Origin of the sequence: Oscillibacter sp., from assembly GCF_032018205.1 — a bacterium.
Lineage (GTDB): Bacteria > Bacillota > Clostridia > Oscillospirales > Oscillospiraceae > Oscillibacter.
In genome coordinates this window covers 78,887-96,346 of sequence record NZ_DALZOY010000013.1, presented here as the reverse complement: position 1 = coordinate 96,346, position 17,460 = coordinate 78,887, and the positions used below count along the sequence as shown (strand labels likewise).

Sequence of the window (17,460 nt, the reverse complement as noted above, 5' to 3'; positions counted from 1 at the left end):
AGCCCTTAACCATTCTTTTCAAGTCCCGCGCCGCCCTCCCGGACAGCTTTGTTAGGATACCAGCATATGCCCTCATTGTCAACACTTTTTCGACCATTTTTTCTCTTTTGCTCATATTTACTATGTTTCCTGCTTATACCTCCCTTCCTACTGTCTAATTTGGCAGTTATGGCCTTTTTTTCAACTTAAAAAAAGAATATGGTCCCGGCACGCTAATTCCGCGCCGGAACCGCCTCTTTATTTAGTTCTCCCGGGGATAAGTTTCCGCAATGGACGCGGAGCCAAAGCTGCTGGCCGGCTCGCCATCCATCAGGTATCGCACCTGCTGCACCGCATCTAAAGAAGTCAGGGACAAGGCCAGCGCGTCCAGTGCGGTTTGCACGTCCGCATTTTCGGGTAAAGCGGATAGGAGGGCAGCAGAGAGGTTCACATAGCACACTCCGTCGCTAAGCTGCGTGGTTAGCACTGTAAAGCCCTCTGGCAAGGCGGAGATCATCCCTCTCTCCGTCGGTCCCGCCTCCAGAGCCGCCACCAGGGCGGAAAGCTGCGTATCCCCCTCGTAGAGGTCCAGCCTGTCCTGAACACCCACAAGTTCTCCTGCCTCGTTTAAAAACCACAGAGTCACTGGCACGGTGCTCACCACGTCTTCCATGCTGCTCAGCAAAAGGTCCCCTCCGGTAAAGTACTGCTGATTCCGATATGCCAGTTCCTGCCCCCGGACCGTGACGGACACGGAGCGAATCTCCGGAAGCTGCGTCAGCGTCAGCGTAATGCAGTAATCCGCGATGGTCAGCGCCACGCCGGATAGGGTGCTATATGGATAGGAGAGGTCCACCGTGGCATGACCGTCGTCCAGCGACGCGGAGAGAAGCTGCGTTCCTCCGGGGAAGGGACTCTTCAGGTCTTCGCTCCGAGGTCCCTCGAGAAGAACCTCCGTCAGTTTCTCCGCGACGGCGCGGGTGTCCGATTCCTGAAATCCCTCCAACAGCACCGGCTCAGACTGAACCGCATCGCCTCCGGCCGCAGCCCGCAAATCCTCGACCATATAATATAATGTATAGCTCTCCGCATCCGCGCCCTGGGTCTGGCGCGTCGCATAAACGCATCCCGGCAGCAGCACCAAGGCGCACAGCAGCAAAAGTCCACGAAATTTCATTCTCCGCTGCCTCCTTCCTCTACCCGCGGCCAGTGGACAGTGAATACCGCGCCGCCCTGCGGACGGTTTGCCGCCTCTACAGACCCACCCCGGTTTTGAACGGTGTCCTGCACAATGGACAGCCCCAGCCCCGTGCCGCCCGCGGCCCGGGATCGTGCCTTGTCCACTCGGTAGAAGCGCTGAAAAATCCGGGGCAAATCTTCCTCTGGAATGCCCACGCCGTCGTCTGCCACCGTCAAAACGGCCTGTCTTCCCTCTCGGCGCAGGGAGACCCGGACCTGTCCCCCGTCGTGGGAATACTTCACCGCGTTGTCCACAAGATTGTACAGCACCTGATGCAGCTCGTCCTTCGTGGCAAGCACCCGGCAGTGCTCCGCAGCATCACAGTGCAGCGCAATCCCCCGCTCTTCCGCCACCAGTTCCATCATCCGCAGCACCTGCTCCAGCACCGGCGCCACATCCACTTCCGACGGCATCGGAACCGCTCCCCCGTCCAGCCGGGTCAAGCGGAGCAAATCCTCGCTGATGCGGCTGAGGCGGTCCGCTTCCCGGCCGATGTCCGCCACAAACTCCCGCGTGGTCGCAGGGTCGATGTTCTCTGTCTGTAAAATAGAATCCGTCAGCAGCCGGATGGCAGCCAGCGGCGTTTTCAGCTCGTGGGACGCATCGGATACAAAGCGCCGCCGAACGTCCTCCGTAGTTTGAAGCCGGTCTGTCAGGCGATTAAACTCGTCGCCGATCTGGGCAATCTCGTCGTGGCCCCGGACGGCCGCCCGGTGGCTGTAAGCCCCCGCCCGCACCTGGCGGATGGCGGAGAGCAGTTCGCTGATTTTCCCGGTCAGCGCCCGGGACATGATAAAGGACACCACCAGCACCATGGCGGTGACGATGATGGAAAGATTCCGGATGTTGCTCTGAAAGCCTCGCAGCAACGCCGCCTGCCCCACATCGTACTCATAGGCATACACCGCGCCAATAATGCGGTTTTGATACAGCACCGGCGCAGCCGTCCGGCTGCGAAACGCGCCGTTGCGATAGCTGGAGGTAAACGCATCGTTCCCCGAAAGAGCCTGCACCACCTCTGTATACAGCGCATAATCTCCCACCGCGCCGTCGGACTCTCTGGTGTCGTAGAGCACCTTCCCCGCCGTATCGGTGACCAGAATCCGACTCATGTCGGCGGCCGCCACCAGCGTCATGGCGGCGGAGACGTTCTCCTCCGTCAGGCTTTCCAGATTCGCAAGGGCAGACACCATCACAGATACGCTGTTCTCCATGGCGGTGGCCTTGGAGCGAAACGCCAGATCCTCCGACACGATCAGCGGATAGGTGTTCAGCAGCACCAGCACCGCCGCAATGAGGAGAATATAGCTCAGCCCGAATTTAATCTGAAGGCTGCCCCGAACCCGCGGCCGCTCTTTTTCCTCAGCTCTTGAAATAGTAGCCAACCCCCCACTTTGTCAGGATAAGCTCCGGCTCCGCCGGATTTTTCTCCAGCTTCTCCCGCAGACGACGGATGTGGACGTCCACCGTCCGATAGTCCCCGCCGTAGGAATAGCCCCACACCACGTTCATCAAGTTTTCCCGGCTGTATATCCGCCGGGGATTACGCATCAAAAGCTCAATAAGGTCATATTCTTTCGCCGTCAGCTCCACGGTTTTTCCGTCCCTGAGCGCCACCCGCTGCTCCGTATCCAGAGACAGGCCCCCCACGGTAATTACGCTGCCCTGCGCCCGCTGAGTTCCCCCCGCCCGGCGCAGCAGCGCCCGCACCCGGGCCTTCAGTTCCATAATGTTAAACGGCTTTGTGAGATAATCGTCCGCTCCGGATTCAAAGCCCATCAGCTTGTCCGCGTCCTCGCTTTTAGCTGTCAGCATGATGACCGGCACGTTGGAAAACTCCCGGATGCGCATGCATGCCTCGATTCCGTCCAGCTCCGGCATCATCACATCCAGAATCACCAGATCGAAGCGCTCGCTCCGGGCAAGAGACACGGCGGCGACCCCATCATAAGCGCACTCCACCTCGTAGCCCTCGTTTTCCAAATTGAATTTCATGCCCTTCACCAGCAACTGTTCGTCGTCCACCACCAAAATCTTCAAACCTCAGCGCTCCTTTTCATTTAACCTACACTTACATACTCCCGCAGGGCGGCAATCTTTCCTTCACCAATTCCGCTGACGTTCAGCAGCTCCTCCACGGTTTCAAAGCGCCCGTGTTCCTCTCGATACGCAACAATCCGCTCCGCCAGCTTTTCGCCGATTCCCGGCAGGGTGGCAAGCGCTTCCCTTCCGGCGGTATTGATGTTGACAGGCCCCGTTTCCGGCTCTTCCTCCGGCAGTAGTTCGGAGGCCGAAGCGGTTCTCTCCGTGCTAACCGTGTAGCGCCCCTCAGCACCCGCACTTTGGGTGTAGAACAACAGCGCCAGCAATAGGCAGAGAAACATCGCTGTCAGAATTAGCAGAATTTTCTCAGTTTTTGTTGGCTGAATTTGTCCTGTCACGGTTGAACTCCCCCGAAATTTTTGTTATACTGAAAAAGAATGCGGAATCAGTATGGTTTTTGTCGGACACGATCCGCCCGCCGCAATATTGTTAGATCCCCACGCAGTGACGTGCCTTGCCCGCGCCCAGAACCGGGCCGCTGAAAGGGCAGCGCCCGAATCCTATCACACACCATAGCTTTCGGCTGCGGCAAAACCGAGAGCAAGATGGCTCAGATGCCAGTATACTTGCCGCTATGCGGCTATTATAGCCATGGCTGCGTTGCAGCTTTATGGTATATATTTTAAATTAAGTATCATAGTTGCTTTGCAGCTATTATACCACAGATTATTGGAGATTGTCACATGAAAATCAAACGCTTCCTCTCTGCTTTTTTACTGCTGATGACGGTGGTAGGCTTCTGTGCCGTCCCTGCCGCCGCCGATGAAATCACCCCGGCGCCCGACCCGGGAATTACAGCCAAGGCAGCGCTGCTGATAGACAGTGAAACTGGCTCGGTCCTCTATCAGAAAAACGAGCATGCCGAGCTGTACCCCGCCAGCCTAACGAAAATCATGACCGCATTGCTGACGCTGGAGGCAATCGATCAGGGCAAGCTCTCTCTGGATCAGGAGCTGACCGCCTCCGCCTCCGCGCTGACCGGCCTTGCCTCCGACGGCAGCTCCGCCGGGATTCAGGTGGGGGAAACCATGAGCGTGGAGAATTATCTCAAGTGTATGCTGGTGGTTTCCGCCAATGAGGCCTGCGACGTGCTGGCCGAGGCGGTCAGCGGCAGCGTTGCGGATTTTGTGAACGCCATGAACGCCAAGGCGGAGGCCCTTGGCTGCAAGAACACCCACTTTGCCAACCCCAACGGACTGCACGACTCCCAGCATTACACCTCTGCCTGGGATTTGTACCTCATCACTCTGGAAGCCATGAAATATCCCGAGTTTATGGCTATTTGCGACATGGGTGTGGCGGAGATTCCCGCCACCAACCTCTCCCCTGTCCGCCGCCTGCGCACCACCAACTACCTGCTTTCCAACTGGCGAGCCGTCGGCTATGTCTACTCCGACGCCCACGGTATTAAAACCGGTTCCACCTCCGAGGCGGGGCACTGCCTCGTCTCCTCCGCCACCAAGGGCAGCCGTACCCTCATCAGCGTTGTTCTGGGTGCGGATCGGGTCGTCGGGGCCGACGGCGTGGCAGACGTGCGAAGCTTTTCCGAAACCCGGCGTCTGTTTGAGTGGGGCTTTAGCAACTTCTCCATGCAGACGGTCCTCTCCGATTTGGACATGCTGGCAGACGTTAAGGTAGATCTCAGCAAAATCGACAGCGTGGCCGTTCATCCCGCCGACCGGGTGGAGCTGCTCCTGCCCAACCATGTAAAGTCTGAGGAGCTGGAGCGGAAGCTGGACCTTCCGGAAACTGTGAATGCTCCCGTCACCGCAGGGCAAGAGCTTGGCTCCGTGGAGCTGTCTTTGGACGGCACGGTATATGCCACCGTCCCTCTGGTGGCGCTGAACAGTGTGGAAGCTTCCAAGCTTCTCACGTTCTGGTTCAATGTTCAGCAGTTTTTCAGCCGCATGGCCGTAAAGGCGGCGCTGATTGTTCTTGGCACTCTGGTTCTTTTGGGAATCGGCTGTAAGCTCACTTTGGGCCGTCGGCGCTACCGCTATGGAAAGCCCTCCCGCCGCGCCCGCGGCTACCGGGGACGGCGCAGATAATCGCATAAAAAAGGCAGTCTCGCGGATATCCGCAAGACTGCTTTTTGCTTTACAGAACTGTGACAAGCTCCTCCATGGGCTTGCGATCCTCGTGCAGACGGGCAGGATGTGCACCTTCTGCCGGATAGCCGATGGGCAATAGGGCGACGGGCGTGCAGCCCTCCATCTCGGGGAACCGCTCCACCAATGCTTGAGGGTCAAACATCCCCACATACGTGGTACCAAGACCCAAATCCGCAGCCTGAAGCATCATCTGGGTGGCCACAATCGCCGCGTCAATCTCGCCGTGGTTCTTGCCATCTCCCTCCCGAACCCATGCCTTTTCGGCCTCATAGGCCACCACCAGCATCAACGGGGGATGAAAATGGCTTCCGGCACAGGCGTCGGCCTTTGCCAGCGCATCTTCGCTTTTCAGCACAAAAATGCGCTGAGGCTGTTTGTTGTGGGCCGTGGGGGCGCTGCGGGCAGCCTCCAGCACCAGATCAAGCTTCTCCGGCTCCACCGGGCGATCGCTGAACTTCCGCAGGGAATAGCGGGCTTTCTCCAACTGTGCAAACTCCATGTCAGGTCCTCTCTTTCGTATCGGCGTCTTCGCGTCTTTATAACGGCTTTATATTTTAATTGTATCACGCCGTCTTTTGCTGCGCAACCGTAAAATACACACGGTCGTGCGGGCCTCTCCCGATCACACGAAAAACTCCCAGGGCCGGAGCGGGCGGATTTTCATAAAGCACTGGCGGCGCGGCGGGGCTGACCCTTCCGTGCTCTCCGGAGCGGAGCTTGCCCGCGTCCGCCCCGCTGTCCGCCTTTTCACGGGAACCCCTGACCGCGGTCCCCGGAAACCGAAAAGCAGTCGGCTTTTCGGGGCCTCGCCCAGCCCTGAACCAGTATATGCCCCGCCGTGGGAAAGCGTCCGCCCGCTTCTCAGCGGAAGCAGCAAAATCAAAAGGATGGAGCGGAGCCTTTCTCCGTCCCGCCCTATGCTATTACGTACATTCCCTCTGCTCACTGTCGCCGGGCCGTCTCATAATCTCCGCCCCGGCGATAAAAGGGGCAGCGCCCCGCATCGGCCCGGAGAAACCGTTCCATCTCGTCCTCATCCAAATCCATGCTGCAAAAGTCGGCGTCTGTCTCCTCATCATAGTTCAGATGGACGCATTCCTCGCATTTTCCGGTCATATCCAAGCTCCATTCTTTCGCCGCGCCCAAAGGCCATCTTTTCTCTCTGTCAGCCCGACTGTCAAATTGGTCGAACCTCAGGTACCAAAGCACCGCCTATCGGGGCGAGACCATATTGTAAATCCCATCAATATGTATTTTGCGCCGAATTACCAGCTCTTCCAGCGCTTCCCGGCTGTCGGCTGGGGCCATCCAGCACATGCCGCACCCAGCCGTGACGCTGCGTGGCACTGGAATCAGCCGCCCCGGCAAGCCTTCTTCCCGGCAAGCTTTTTCCATGGCCATGGCCCCCACGGTGGTGGGGACTGTGACAATGCACACCGTTTCGGCCATCACAACTCTTCCGCCAGCGTCCGCACGGCGGCAGATGCCTGATCCGCCTCCGAAACGGTATTAAAGTACCCGAAAGAAAAACGTACCGCGCCCTGCTCTTCCGTCCCCAGTGCCCGGTGGAGCCGGGGTGCGCAGTGTGCGCCGGGCCGGGTGGCAATTTGGAAGCGCTGCTCCAGCTCGTCGGCCACCATGGCACTGTCCCGTTCCCCCAGATTCAGCGCGACAATGGGAGCGCGGATCTCCGTCCAGAAGTCTCCGTAGACCCGCACGCCGCGAAGCTCCGCAATCCGCTCGTAAAACCGACGGGCAAGGCCAAGGTCATGGGCGCGGACCTTCTCGATGCCTGTTTCATTCAGCCAATCCAGCGCCGCGCCCAGCCCCGCGATGCCGTGACCGTTCAGCGTCCCCGCCTCCATGCGTGTGGGGTACTCTGAAGGCTGGGTTTCGGAAAAGCTCTGCACCCCCGTGCCGCCCACCTTGAAGGGTCGGATTTCCACGCCCGTTCCCACGCACAGGCCGCCGGTCCCCTGTGGTCCGTACAGCCCCTTGTGTCCGGTGAAGCACATCGCAGCAATGCCCCGGGCTTCCATATCAATTGGAAAAAGGCCCGCAGTCTGGGATGCGTCCAGCACGAGCAACAGCCCATGGGCGCGGCAAAACGCACTTACCCTGTCAAGGTCCAGCACATCGCCGGTAAGGTTGGAGGCATGTATGCAGACCACTCCGCGGGTGTTGGGCTTAAGAAGCTTTTCAAAATCGGCGTAATTGATCCTGCCTCCGTCGTCGGCGGGAACAAAATCCACCTCACCCCCCTGCGCCTGCAGCCGGTAAAGAGGCCGAAGGACGGAGTTGTGCTCCCAGTCCGTGGAAATCACATGGTCGCCGGGACCGAACAGGCCCGATATCGCCGCGTTCAGCGCCTCGGTGGAATTTGGAGCAAAGCACACCCGTTCGGAACCCGCGCAGCCAAACAGGGCCGCCAGCTTCTCCCGCGCGTCGTAGATCGTCCGGGCGGCGGTCAGTGCCTCGCCATGGGCGCCCCTTCCGCTGTTGCCAAACCCCTCCAGCGCGGTCAGCACCGCCTGTCCCACCGCCGGGGGCTTGGGCCGGGTGGTCGCCGCATTGTCCAGATAAATCACGGCTTGACCACTTTCCCGGCCTGTGCCAGCGTCTCCACAATCTCGTACATATTTGTGACGCTGCCCACCTCCAGCTTGTCGGTCAGTCCGTAGAAATTCAGGCAGGTGCCGCAGGTACGGATGTCCACGCCCTTGTCCGCCAGCCCCTTGATGTCCTCCAGTGAGGCGGAGCCCTGACAGGTCAGATGTGCGCCGCCGTTATAGAACAGGACGGTTTTGGGAAGACTGGGAAGCTGGCTCACCGCAAATAAAAAGCCCTTCATCAGTGTTTTCCCAAGCTCTTCACTGCCCCGGCCCATCACGTCCGTATCCACCGCCACCACAAAGCTGCCCGAAGAGGGCAGTCCGCACAAATCTCCCGCAGTCTCAAGTGCGATGGGGGAAACCGGACCGGTCACGTCCATCACCACGGCGGAAATGCCGTTCTCCCGCGACTCCACACGCATAGAAAAATGATACCCCGCCGCCATACGGCCCAGGTTCTGTACCGCCACGTCGTTGTTCACCAAAATCTCAAGGATTCCCGCCTCTTTCATGGCTCCCAGCGCCTTTGTGGCCTTCACCACCGGAATGGGGCACTCCTCGCCCACCGCGTTTACCGTTATTTTTTCCATACCGCCGCTCCTTCCGCCCGTCCGGGCTGTTCTTGTCCCTTCATTGTAGACGCAGGCCGACAGAATTTCAACAGTTGCTTTCAATATGTGCACGGTTTTTATAGAAAAGACCGATGCACAGCGAATTTTTTATCAAATTCGTCATATTTCGTGGATTTTCTTGACACCGAAGCCGTCCGCGCATAGAATAGAATCCGTTCACACCCCGAACGGACTTGAATAAATTGTGAGGTTTTCCCATGAAAAAACCCTTTTTGACAAAAGATCAGCTGGAGGCCGTGGCCGCCCAATATCCCACTCCCTTTCATATTTATGACGAACGGGGCATCCGCGAAAACGCCCGCCGTCTGAATGCCGCCTTTGCCTGGAACCCCGGCTTCCGCGAGTATTTTGCCGTGAAGGCCACTCCCACGCCCGCGATTTTGAAAATTCTCCATGAGGAGGGCTGCGGGTGCGACTGTTCCTCCCTCACCGAGCTGATGCTGGCGGAAAAATGCGATATCCGGGGACAGGAGATTATGTTCTCCTCCAACAATACCCCTGCCGAGGAATACGAATTGGCGGACCGGCTGGGAGCCGTCATCAATTTGGACGACATCACCCATGTGGAGTTTTTAGAGCAGTCCATCGGCCATATCCCTGAGAAAATCAGTTGCCGGTACAACCCCGGCGGCATGTTTACACTGGGAGAAACCCGAGAGGGCTTTCAGGTGATGGACAACCCCGGCGACGCGAAATACGGCATGACCCGCGCCCAGATCGCGGACGCATACCAGATGCTGCGGGACAAAGGCGCGAAGGAATTCGGCATTCACGCCTTTTTGGCCTCCAACACGCTGTCCAACGAGTATTACCCCGCCCTTGCTAAAGTTCTGTTCCAGCTTGCGGTGGAGCTGAAGGAAGAGACGGGCTGCCACATCACCTTCATCAACCTCTCCGGCGGCGTGGGCATCCCCTATCAGCCGGACGCGCCGGAAAACGACATCGCCGCCATTGGCGAAGGCGTACACCGGGTCTATGAAGAGGTTTTGGTTCCCGCCGGAATGGGAGACGTGGCGCTGTACTCCGAGCTGGGTCGGTTTATGCTTGCGCCCTATGGGCATTTGGTCACCCGCGCGGTCCATGAAAAGCACATTTACAAAGAATATATCGGCGTGGACGCCTGCGCCTGCAATTTGATGCGCCCCGCGATGTACGGGTCCTACCACCACATCACCGTGGCCGGGAAGGAGGACGCCCCCTGCGACCACAAGTACGACGTGGCGGGCGGTCTGTGCGAGAACAACGACAAGTTTGCCGTTGATCGGATGCTTCCCAAAATCGACCGGGGCGACCTGCTGGTGATTCACGATACCGGGGCCCACGGCTTTGCCATGGGGTATAACTACAACGGAAAGCTTCGCTCCGCCGAGCTTCTCTGGAAGGAAGACGGCACACCGGAGCTGATTCGCCGGGCGGAAACCGTGGAGGATTATTTCTCCACGGTGGTCTGGTAAGTCGCGGGACAGATTTTCAGGGCAGGTTTCTCCGGGCATCTTTTCCGGACAAATTGTCCCTTCAACCCGCTTGCCGGGCATTTCAGCGGCAATTCCTTTATCCTAAATAAAACGCGTGGGACGGATGCTTCATCCGTCCCACGCGTTTTCATTTTTTCTCTGCTCCCTGATGAGAGGATTTACATATATCCGGCGCATGGCTTCATCCCAGACCGCGATCTAAAGCCGCGTTTCAAGGACTTACGCCAGCAGCCCGACCTCTTTCAGCACCACCGCCGCCGCCATGGCAAGCAGCACCGTCAGCGCGCCCTGCCCCACCAGACGGTTTCCGGAGATAATCTCCTTGCCCCCGTCCTGCCGGCAGGCAATCATCAAAAACAGCGTGGCAAGGGACAACGCCGCTCCCGCCACGGCGGCGGCCCCCAGCACGGCCTCGGGAAAGCCCAGCGCCCGCCCCAGAAAATAAAGCAGTAACCCTGCGGCGGAAACAATGCTCCCGGCGTTCATCCACTGTTTTTTCTTCGTAAAATCTTCCTGCATATCCATCTCTCCGGTTTCTGTCATCTTGAAAACGCGGCTGGCCTCTCACTTTCCAAAAATGCTCTCCGCGCTCATTTCACAGGTTCAGTACCCGTTTACAATTGCATCCAGCACCCGGCCCGCCACCGTCCCGGCCACGGACGCGCCGCCGCCTCCGTTTTCCACCAGCGCCACAAAGGCATAGGGCGTGTCCTCATCCCTGAGGAAACCGGTAAACCAAGCGTGGGGTGTTTTGCCCTCTCCCACCTCCGCCGTGCCGGACTTGGCGCAGATATCCATGTTGGGAAAGCGCTTTGTCCCGTAGGATTCCGTCACGTTGTTGGCCATCAGCTCCGCCAGCGTCTCCGCGGTGTCTGCGCTGATGAGCCGCCCGGTGTGGCGGGTCAAATTCAGCGAGGAGGGAAGCCCCAGACTGTCACGGGTCTTTAAAATCAGCTTGGGCACGGCGGCTTTTCCCCCGTTTCCAATGGCTCCCATGTAAACCATCAGGGCGCAGGGATTCACCGCGTCGTGAAACTGTCCTACTCCCGCCCAGCCAAGCTCGCCGTCGGTGATCCCGTCGAAGGAAAAGCTCCCCTTGGCGGTGCGCAGACCGCTGACGGAATAGCTGTCCGTCAGCCCTGCTTTTGCCGCGTAAGCTGCCAGTGTGTCGGCCCCCAGTTCCTCCGCCATCTCCGCGAAGGCAACGTTGCAGGAGTCGGCCAGCGCCTCGGCAAACGTCTCGTCTCCGTGAGTCCCGGAGCAGACAATCGTCTCCTCCCCGATTTTCACGGAGCCTTGACAATTCCATGTTCGTGTGTCGTAGTCCGGCAGCTTTTCAATGGCCGCCGCCGCCGTCACAGTTTTAAACACAGACCCGGGCGTGAAGGTGGAGGATAAAAACCGGTTGAGATACGCGCCCTTGTACCGGTCGTTTTCCAGAATGTCCGCCGGGACATTCAAGGGGTCGTAGCTGGGGGCGGAAACCATGCACAGAATTTCCCCCGTTTTATAATTATAAACCGCCACGGTTCCCGCCTTGCCGTTCAATGCCTGATACGCCTCATAATTATACCGCGCGTCGATCGTCAGGTACATGGAGTTTCCCTGATGTGCGGAAAACGCACCGTTTACAAGGTCATACCCCGTCAGCTTGTCGGCAAAGGCGTTCAGCACCCCGGTTCCGATGCTGCCCTGCAAATCCCCCACCGCGTGGAGGGTGGATTTGCGGACCGTCTCATTTTGATAATAGGTGCGGTTTCCGTCGTCGTCCACGGCGGAAAGTACGTCCCCGTCCCGGTCCAGCACCGTGCCGCTGGTTAAAACGCCCGCGTTGTTGTACAGGTGCCGGTTAAAGGCCGAGGAAGCCCAACTGCCCCCGTGGATCAGAAATTTTCCCACGAAAAAGAGTAGCCCCAGCCCCAGCGCTCCCGCCAAAAGCAGGCAAAGCACCGCCCGCCGTTCAATTTTCCGCATGGCGGTCCTCCTCTCCGTCGATTTCCCGGTTCCGGAGGAACTCCGGTATGGTAAACGAGTCACCATCGTCAAAGTACGGTTTCAGAAAGGCATCCTCCTGCGCAAATCCCGTCCCTGCCGACTCATTCTGCGGGCCGCGTCCCGGTTTGGAACGTTTATGATCCCTCGCAGGTCCCGACTTTTCGTCCCCCTCGGCAGGGTCCCGGCGAAATTCATCCTCCCGCACCGGCTCTGTCCGGCGGCGGGCCTCCTCCGTCAAGCGTTTGCCCGGCCCGCGCTGGATGGCAAAGCTGGCGTTTTCCCGGGTGTCCGTGGCCTTTAGAAAAGCCAGCAACCCCCATGCCGACAGCATGGCAGACCCGCCGTTGGACACGAAAGGCAGCGTCACTCCCGTCAGGGGCAGCAAATCCACAGAACCAAACACGTTCAGGCAGGTCTGAAACACCATCAGCGACCCGGCTGCGCAGGCGGCGATCACATAAAAGCTGGACCGGCCCACTCGGCACGCCCGGACGGCAAACACCGCCAGCGTCACGATGGAGGCAATGGCCAGCACCGCCACAATCAGCCCCCACTCCTCGCACAGCATTCCGAATACCAAATCCGTGTCACCCGCCGGAATTTTATAAAGCCAGCCCCTTCCGGCCCCCATGCCCACAAGGCCGCCGCTGGCGGCGGCGGACATGGTGCGGGTCTGCTGATAGGCCGCGCCCACCGACGCGTTTTGCCACGCGTGGCCCCATGTGGCAAACCGGCTGAGGATATACGGCTTAAACTGCACAATCAGTCCCGCGCCGAATACCGCTCCGCCGCAAATCAGCCCCAGCGTGGCAAAGTCGCCGGAGCGGAGATAGGCAATCACCAAAAACGTGACGAAAAAGACGGCGGCGGTGCCAAAATCGCTCATCAGTCCCAGACACCCGATGCAAACCCCGGTGAGGACGATGAACAGCGTCAGGTTCCTCCGGCGGAACAGGCGCTCCAGCGTCGCGGACCCAGCAAAAATATAAAAGATTTTTGCAATTTCCGAGGGTTGAATGGAAAACGGCCCCAGAATAATCCAGTTTTTCGCGCCGAATACCCGGCTGCCCAGCACCAGCGTCACGCCCAAAAGGCCCATGGCCACCGCTGCGGAAATCCACCGAAGCTTCTGCACCCGGCTCAAGTCCCGCAATGCCAGACCCAGCGCCAGAAACAGCGCCAGTCCCAGCACAACGGCGATAAACTGCTTCAGCAGCGATCCCGGCGCGGAGGACGCGGTGACGGAAAGGGACAGGGTGGACAGGAAAAACGCGATGGTCTCCATCTCAAAGCCCACACATTTCGTGGCCCGCAGGGCGATGTAGTAAATCCACATCACCGCCGTCAGCCCCAAAAAGCTCAACGGCAGGACAACCGTCGCTTTTTCACCCGCCGCAACAATCAACTGAAGACACGCCAAAACCTGAAACACCGTCAGCCACAGAAACGAGGGCCACACGGCGGCGGGTCGCTCCGCCTGCCGCCGCCGCTCCGTCTCTTCCCGCTCGCCCACAGTCTGGGGCAGGAAGAGCAGGGGCACGCCGCCAAGGCCCACAGTGTCCCCCACCCGCACAGGGGCGGAATCGGTCACCACCTCGCCATTTAGCAGCGTGCCGCCCTTGGAGCTCAGGTCATACAGCGTCCAGTCCCCTGCCTCGTCCCGGCATAATGCCGCGTGCTGACGGGAGATGCTGGGATAGTTTAAAATCACGTCCGCCGTTTTGCTCCGGCCCAGAATGTTTTCCCAATGCGTCAGGGGAAGAGCCGTGCCGTTGGGCAGGCTCAGTTGGGCCCAAGTTTCCGGTGTGTGGGGGATGCGCAAAAGCCCCCGGATGGCCCGGGATAAAATCAGCACCGCCAGCACAGGGAACAAAAACCGAACCACAGCGGAAAACCACGCGCCCGCCATGGGCACGGCGGCAAGCGCCGCCGTCACAGCATCCAATATGGATTGCAGGCTGGCCATCTCACCGCCTCCTTTCTACTCCCCTAAGGGCATCATTTTCTGCTTTTGCAGACCTCGCAGCCTTTTCGGCTTCTTTCAGTCCTGCTTCTCCCGGTTTGACTTTTTTCTCATGCCCGGCACGTCTGTCCGGCCCAGCAGATAGTCCACGGACACGTTGAAATAGTCCGCAAGAAACACCAGAGTTTCCAGCTTTGGTTCGCTGGTGTTTGTCTCATAGCTCTGATAACCCCGCATGGACAGCCCCAGCATCTCCGCCATCTCCCGCTGATAAATCCTGCGGCCCTCTCTCAGGTCCTTTAGTCTCGTTGCAAGAATTTTCATGCTTCACCCCTTGACATACAAATATTATGTATGTTAATATTCAAATATCTAGTTAGCAGAGGATGATAATTATGAATGACATTATGCACTGCATCTATGATCGCGCCCTGAATACACGCTTCACGGCCCGCCTTTGCACCGATGAATACCGGGAACTGGACCTTCCCCTCCAGCGGGGACTGGACAAGCTTGACCAGTCCCTCGCCGAGCCTCAGCGTGCCGCGCTCCGCGCCTATCTTGAAACGCTGGAGCAGCAGCGCGCACTGGAGCTGGAGGCCATGTTCCAAACGGGCTTCTCCGTTTGCCACATCATGCTTGAGGGGCTTTAATTGCGCAGCTCCATCAGCTTTTGCTTCAGCTCTCCCTCGATGCGACCAAGCTCCACCTCGGCGGCCCTGCGCCTTACCGCGCTCTCCCGCTGAACGGTCATCACTTCGTCCAGCGTGGAAATCAACTGCTGATTGGTGTGCTGAAGGGTCTCGATGTCCACAATGGACCGCTCCGCCTCCTTGGCAGCAGCCACGGTGCCCATTTTCAGCATATCCGCGTTCTTCTTCAAAAGCTGATTGGTGGTGTCGGTCACGGCGGCCTGCGCGGCGGTGGCCTGACGGGAGTGCTCCAGCCCCAGAGACAACACCATCTGGGACTTCCACAAGGGGATGGTATTCACCAAAGACGACTGGATTTTCTCCACCATCAGCGTGTCGTTATTTTGCAAAAGGCGGGTCTGCGGCCCCATCTGCACGGAAATCATGCGGGTCAGCTCCAAATCATGGAGCTTCTTTTCAAACCGCTCGCACATCTGCACCCGGTCGTTGTACGTCTGCGCGTCCTCCTGCGTGCCGGTGGCCTCCGCTTTTTTGCGCAGCTCCTCCAGCTCTCCGGACCGATAGTCGGCAAGCTTTTTCTTCCCCGCCAGAATGTACATGGTGAGCTCCTTGTAATATTTCAGGTTCAGCTCATACATCTGGTCCAGCATGGCCACGTCCTTCAGCAGGATGATCTGATGCTGCTCCAGCTCTCGGGCGATGCGCTCCACATTCGTCTCCACCTTGGAATATTGGGCCTTCATCGTCTCCATTTTGTTCCCGGCCTTTTTAAACACGCCGAACAGGCCCTTTTTCTCCTCTTCCTCGCCAAAGCCCCGCAGTTCCGCCACCAGCGAGGAAAGGGACTTGCCCACGTCGCCCAGATCCTTGGTTTTCACGGAACTCAGCGCGTTTTCGGAAAAGCCCGCCACGTTTTTCTGCGCCGCCGCGCCATACTGCAAAATCATATTGGAATCTGTCAGGTCGATTTTTTTGGAGAATTCCTCCACAGCCTTCTTCTCCTGTTCGTTTAAAAGGCTTTCGTCCAGCCGGACGGGTTCCGCCGCCGGCTTGGGCGCGGGCGCGGCGGGAGCGACGGGTGCGGAAGCAGCCCCGCTCTCTATGGTCAGCTCGGGAACGGCCTGCGCCGCAGCCGCGGTCGACTCCAGCGTCAGCTCGGGCATTTTTCCAATCTCATCAGCCATGTTTTCTTCCTCCAAGTGTTTATTTGCCGCTTTGCGGCTCTCGCGTCCGGGGCCTGTCCTCCCGCCCATGCAATGTAGGACAGAAACCTTGCTGCGGGCTTATAAAAGCCCCTCCGTCCAACCCCGGCCCTGAATCTTCAATCGGTTTATTATACTCCCGTCCAAACGCCCCGGTCAAGAGAAAGCCCCCTGAAACAGCGCGTTTCAGGGGGTGTTTACAATTCATTCACGACGCAAGCCCGTATACGCCCGCCGCCGCGTCCCAAAACAGGGGCAGTCTGGGCGGGCGATAGGTCCACAGCACAAACAACAGCGCCAGCGCCCACAGCGCCGCAAGGCCCGCCGCCTGCTGCCAGCCGGAGGTAAACCGCCCTGTTCTTCCAAGGCGCCAATCCAGCAAAAATACCGCCGCCGCCGAAACCAGAAACACGGCGATATCCGCCCACAGCGTATGGAATCCCACAATTCCGCTGTACGTGTAATACAGCGCGGGAATCAGCGCCGTCCCAATCCAGAGGGAAACGCCCCGCACCGCCAGAAAGTTCCGGGAGTCCCGCAGCCAGACCTCCGCCATGGAGAGAAGGAAGGCCGGAAAAAACAGCAGCTTCATGTGCTCCCAAACCGATTCGTTCACGGAGCAAAACGCCGCCGCGATGCGGTTTCCCCCCGTCCAGCCCCAGAGAAAATGCAGCGCCGTCCCCGCCGCCACGGTAAAAAGAAAATCCCCCAGCGCCAAGTACCACTGCCGCCGCCGCGTCGCAACGCCCATATCTCCGCCTCCGTTTCAAATCCGCATTTGGAAACAGTGTGCGCAAAGGCGGCAAAACTATGCGCTCAGGCGGGATATTTTGGAACCAGAACCACGGGCGCGGCTGTTTCCCCGCCCTCCTTGGCAAGGTACGTAAAGGAGCTTCCCGGAAGACGCTGCACGGCCGCTTGAGGCCACAGCGTCAAAAAGTCCTCCACGCCGGAAACCTTTTCAAGCCCGAAAGGCGCGTGGCGGTAATGCATGGGGACCACTATCCGGGGCCGCAGAGTATCGCACACGGCCTTGGCCCCGGCTGCGTCCACAGTGAAGGTCCCGCCCACGGGGACCAGCAGCACGTCGCATCTGCCGATGGCCTCCGCCTGCTTTTCCGAGAGCAGATGGCCCAAATCTCCCAGATGGCAAACCCGAACGTCCCCTGTCGAAAAGACGCGAATGGTGTTTTCTCCCCGGAGGGCCCCCTCCTCCCCGTCGTGGAATGCGGGGACCTCCTCCACGGAAAAGGGGCTCTCCCGTCCCGGCAGCAGCGTTACCCCGTCGGTGTAGCTGTGGTCAAAATGTCCGTGGCTGCAACAAACCCCATGGGCCTCCAGTTCCAGCGCCGGATAACCGGGAACGCCGGTATAGGGATCGACGACGATACGATAGCCGTCCTGCTCCAAAAGAAAGCAGGCGTGGCCCAGCCATGTGACGGTCATAAAAATCCCTCCTGTTTCGTTTGCGGACCCTTCCCCTCAGACGCGCCGC

19 protein-coding genes are annotated in these 17,460 nt (G+C 59.0%); 3 read left to right on the top strand and 16 right to left on the bottom strand.

The genetic code is table 11. From position 1 onward, the window contains the following. Window positions 1-241: 241 nt before the first annotated feature. The 4 genes from RTU96_RS11160 to RTU96_RS11145 are packed head-to-tail and all read right to left on the bottom strand — an operon-like array spanning window position 242 to window position 3,660. Window positions 242-1,156: a GerMN domain-containing protein gene (locus RTU96_RS11160; protein WP_312636698.1), complete on the bottom strand. Its 915-nt coding sequence runs from the start codon at window positions 1,154-1,156 to the stop codon at window positions 242-244. Then, window positions 1,153-2,604, bottom strand: coding sequence for a HAMP domain-containing sensor histidine kinase (locus tag RTU96_RS11155; protein ID WP_312636697.1), 1,452 nt, complete (start codon window positions 2,602-2,604; stop codon window positions 1,153-1,155). The genes RTU96_RS11160 and RTU96_RS11155 overlap by 4 nt, the downstream gene beginning before the upstream one ends. Next, window positions 2,582-3,259, bottom strand: coding sequence for a response regulator transcription factor (locus RTU96_RS11150; protein ID WP_312636696.1), 678 nt, complete (start codon window positions 3,257-3,259; stop codon window positions 2,582-2,584). Before RTU96_RS11150 ends, RTU96_RS11155 begins: the two co-directional genes overlap by 23 nt. A gap of 20 nt (window positions 3,260-3,279) precedes the next feature. Continuing rightward, a complete protein-coding gene (locus RTU96_RS11145; RefSeq protein WP_312636694.1) occupies window positions 3,280-3,660 on the bottom strand; it encodes a helix-hairpin-helix domain-containing protein in 381 nt (126 codons plus the stop codon). Window positions 3,661-4,005: 345 nt separating this feature from the next. On the opposite strand from RTU96_RS11145, the gene RTU96_RS11140 reads away from it, so the two are divergent. Then, entirely contained in the window at window positions 4,006-5,370 is a 1,365-nt protein-coding gene (locus RTU96_RS11140; RefSeq protein ID WP_312636693.1) for a D-alanyl-D-alanine carboxypeptidase family protein, read from the top strand. Window positions 5,371-5,419: 49 nt separating this feature from the next. On the opposite strand, the gene RTU96_RS11135 is transcribed toward RTU96_RS11140, so the two are convergent. From RTU96_RS11135 to yedF, 5 genes are all read right to left on the bottom strand, one after another. Further along, window positions 5,420-5,932 (bottom strand): nitroreductase family protein, encoded by a 513-nt coding sequence (locus RTU96_RS11135; RefSeq protein WP_312636692.1) that lies wholly within the window; start codon window positions 5,930-5,932, stop codon window positions 5,420-5,422. Between the two features lie 443 nt (window positions 5,933-6,375). Beyond that, entirely contained in the window at window positions 6,376-6,549 is a 174-nt protein-coding gene (locus RTU96_RS11130; protein ID WP_293010440.1) for a DUF6472 family protein, read from the bottom strand. A gap of 96 nt (window positions 6,550-6,645) precedes the next feature. After that, entirely contained in the window at window positions 6,646-6,882 is a 237-nt protein-coding gene (locus RTU96_RS11125) for a DUF3343 domain-containing protein (protein ID WP_312636691.1), read from the bottom strand. Then, window positions 6,882-8,021 carry an aminotransferase class V-fold PLP-dependent enzyme gene (locus tag RTU96_RS11120; RefSeq protein WP_312636690.1) on the bottom strand — a complete coding sequence of 380 codons (1,140 nt, stop codon included), beginning with the start codon at window positions 8,019-8,021 and terminating at the stop codon, window positions 6,882-6,884. Before RTU96_RS11120 ends, RTU96_RS11125 begins: the two co-directional genes overlap by 1 nt. After that, window positions 8,018-8,635, bottom strand: coding sequence for a sulfurtransferase-like selenium metabolism protein YedF (yedF, locus tag RTU96_RS11115; RefSeq protein WP_312636689.1), 618 nt, complete (start codon window positions 8,633-8,635; stop codon window positions 8,018-8,020). Before yedF ends, RTU96_RS11120 begins: the two co-directional genes overlap by 4 nt. Before the next feature lie 239 nt (window positions 8,636-8,874). On the opposite strand from yedF, the gene RTU96_RS11110 reads away from it, so the two are divergent. Beyond that, window positions 8,875-10,131 (top strand): diaminopimelate decarboxylase, encoded by a 1,257-nt coding sequence (locus tag RTU96_RS11110; protein WP_312636688.1) that lies wholly within the window; start codon window positions 8,875-8,877, stop codon window positions 10,129-10,131. A 240-nt stretch (window positions 10,132-10,371) separates the two neighbouring features. Here the strand turns inward: RTU96_RS11110 and RTU96_RS11105 are convergent, their stop codons facing one another. From RTU96_RS11105 to RTU96_RS11090, 4 genes are all read right to left on the bottom strand, one after another. Further along, a complete protein-coding gene (locus RTU96_RS11105) occupies window positions 10,372-10,695 on the bottom strand; it encodes a hypothetical protein (protein ID WP_312636687.1) in 324 nt (107 codons plus the stop codon). A 60-nt stretch (window positions 10,696-10,755) separates the two neighbouring features. Continuing rightward, window positions 10,756-12,126 (bottom strand): penicillin-binding transpeptidase domain-containing protein, encoded by a 1,371-nt coding sequence (locus RTU96_RS11100; RefSeq protein ID WP_312636686.1) that lies wholly within the window; start codon window positions 12,124-12,126, stop codon window positions 10,756-10,758. Further along, the gene (locus RTU96_RS11095) at window positions 12,113-14,113 is read right to left on the bottom strand and encodes an FtsW/RodA/SpoVE family cell cycle protein (RefSeq protein ID WP_312636684.1); all 2,001 of its coding nucleotides are present in this window, start codon (window positions 14,111-14,113) and stop codon (window positions 12,113-12,115) included. Before RTU96_RS11095 ends, RTU96_RS11100 begins: the two co-directional genes overlap by 14 nt. 75 nt (window positions 14,114-14,188) lie before the next feature. Further along, a complete protein-coding gene (locus RTU96_RS11090) occupies window positions 14,189-14,434 on the bottom strand; it encodes a helix-turn-helix transcriptional regulator (RefSeq protein WP_312279274.1) in 246 nt (81 codons plus the stop codon). Window positions 14,435-14,505: 71 nt separating this feature from the next. Here RTU96_RS11090 and RTU96_RS11085 point away from each other — a divergent pair, with 71 nt between their 5' ends. Next, window positions 14,506-14,763: a hypothetical protein gene (locus RTU96_RS11085; RefSeq protein ID WP_312636682.1), complete on the top strand. Its 258-nt coding sequence runs from the start codon at window positions 14,506-14,508 to the stop codon at window positions 14,761-14,763. Here RTU96_RS11085 and RTU96_RS11080 read toward each other — a convergent pair. The 3 genes from RTU96_RS11080 to RTU96_RS11070 all read right to left on the bottom strand — a co-directional run bounded on the left by RTU96_RS11080 (window position 14,760) and on the right by RTU96_RS11070 (window position 17,411). Beyond that, a complete protein-coding gene (locus RTU96_RS11080; RefSeq protein ID WP_312636680.1) occupies window positions 14,760-15,947 on the bottom strand; it encodes a toxic anion resistance protein in 1,188 nt (395 codons plus the stop codon). The two genes, RTU96_RS11085 and RTU96_RS11080, sit on opposite strands and share 4 nt — an antisense overlap. A gap of 226 nt (window positions 15,948-16,173) precedes the next feature. After that, window positions 16,174-16,716 (bottom strand): DUF6512 family protein, encoded by a 543-nt coding sequence (locus RTU96_RS11075; protein WP_312636679.1) that lies wholly within the window; start codon window positions 16,714-16,716, stop codon window positions 16,174-16,176. Window positions 16,717-16,781: 65 nt separating this feature from the next. Beyond that, a complete protein-coding gene (locus RTU96_RS11070; RefSeq protein ID WP_312636678.1) occupies window positions 16,782-17,411 on the bottom strand; it encodes an MBL fold metallo-hydrolase in 630 nt (209 codons plus the stop codon). Window positions 17,412-17,460: the final 49 nt, after the last annotated feature.

Excerpts from the sequence above, each read along its gene's own strand:
- RTU96_RS11160 (WP_312636698.1), bottom strand. The coding sequence starts at position 1,156 with ATGAAATTTCGTGGACTTTTGCTGCTGTGCGCCTTGGTGCTGCTGCCG.
- RTU96_RS11140 (WP_312636693.1), top strand. The coding sequence starts at position 4,006 with ATGAAAATCAAACGCTTCCTCTCTGCTTTTTTACTGCTGATGACGGTG.
- RTU96_RS11135 (WP_312636692.1), bottom strand. The coding sequence starts at position 5,932 with ATGGAGTTTGCACAGTTGGAGAAAGCCCGCTATTCCCTGCGGAAGTTC.
- RTU96_RS11130 (WP_293010440.1), bottom strand. The coding sequence starts at position 6,549 with ATGACCGGAAAATGCGAGGAATGCGTCCATCTGAACTATGATGAGGAG.
- RTU96_RS11125 (WP_312636691.1), bottom strand. The coding sequence starts at position 6,882 with ATGGCCGAAACGGTGTGCATTGTCACAGTCCCCACCACCGTGGGGGCC.
- yedF (WP_312636689.1), bottom strand. The coding sequence starts at position 8,635 with ATGGAAAAAATAACGGTAAACGCGGTGGGCGAGGAGTGCCCCATTCCG.
- RTU96_RS11110 (WP_312636688.1), top strand. The coding sequence starts at position 8,875 with ATGAAAAAACCCTTTTTGACAAAAGATCAGCTGGAGGCCGTGGCCGCC.
- RTU96_RS11105 (WP_312636687.1), bottom strand. The coding sequence starts at position 10,695 with ATGACAGAAACCGGAGAGATGGATATGCAGGAAGATTTTACGAAGAAA.
- RTU96_RS11100 (WP_312636686.1), bottom strand. The coding sequence starts at position 12,126 with ATGCGGAAAATTGAACGGCGGGCGGTGCTTTGCCTGCTTTTGGCGGGA.
- RTU96_RS11095 (WP_312636684.1), bottom strand. The coding sequence starts at position 14,113 with ATGGCCAGCCTGCAATCCATATTGGATGCTGTGACGGCGGCGCTTGCC.
- RTU96_RS11090 (WP_312279274.1), bottom strand. The coding sequence starts at position 14,434 with ATGAAAATTCTTGCAACGAGACTAAAGGACCTGAGAGAGGGCCGCAGG.
- RTU96_RS11085 (WP_312636682.1), top strand. The coding sequence starts at position 14,506 with ATGAATGACATTATGCACTGCATCTATGATCGCGCCCTGAATACACGC.
- RTU96_RS11080 (WP_312636680.1), bottom strand. The coding sequence starts at position 15,947 with ATGGCTGATGAGATTGGAAAAATGCCCGAGCTGACGCTGGAGTCGACC.
- RTU96_RS11075 (WP_312636679.1), bottom strand. The coding sequence starts at position 16,716 with ATGGGCGTTGCGACGCGGCGGCGGCAGTGGTACTTGGCGCTGGGGGAT.
- RTU96_RS11070 (WP_312636678.1), bottom strand. The coding sequence starts at position 17,411 with ATGACCGTCACATGGCTGGGCCACGCCTGCTTTCTTTTGGAGCAGGAC.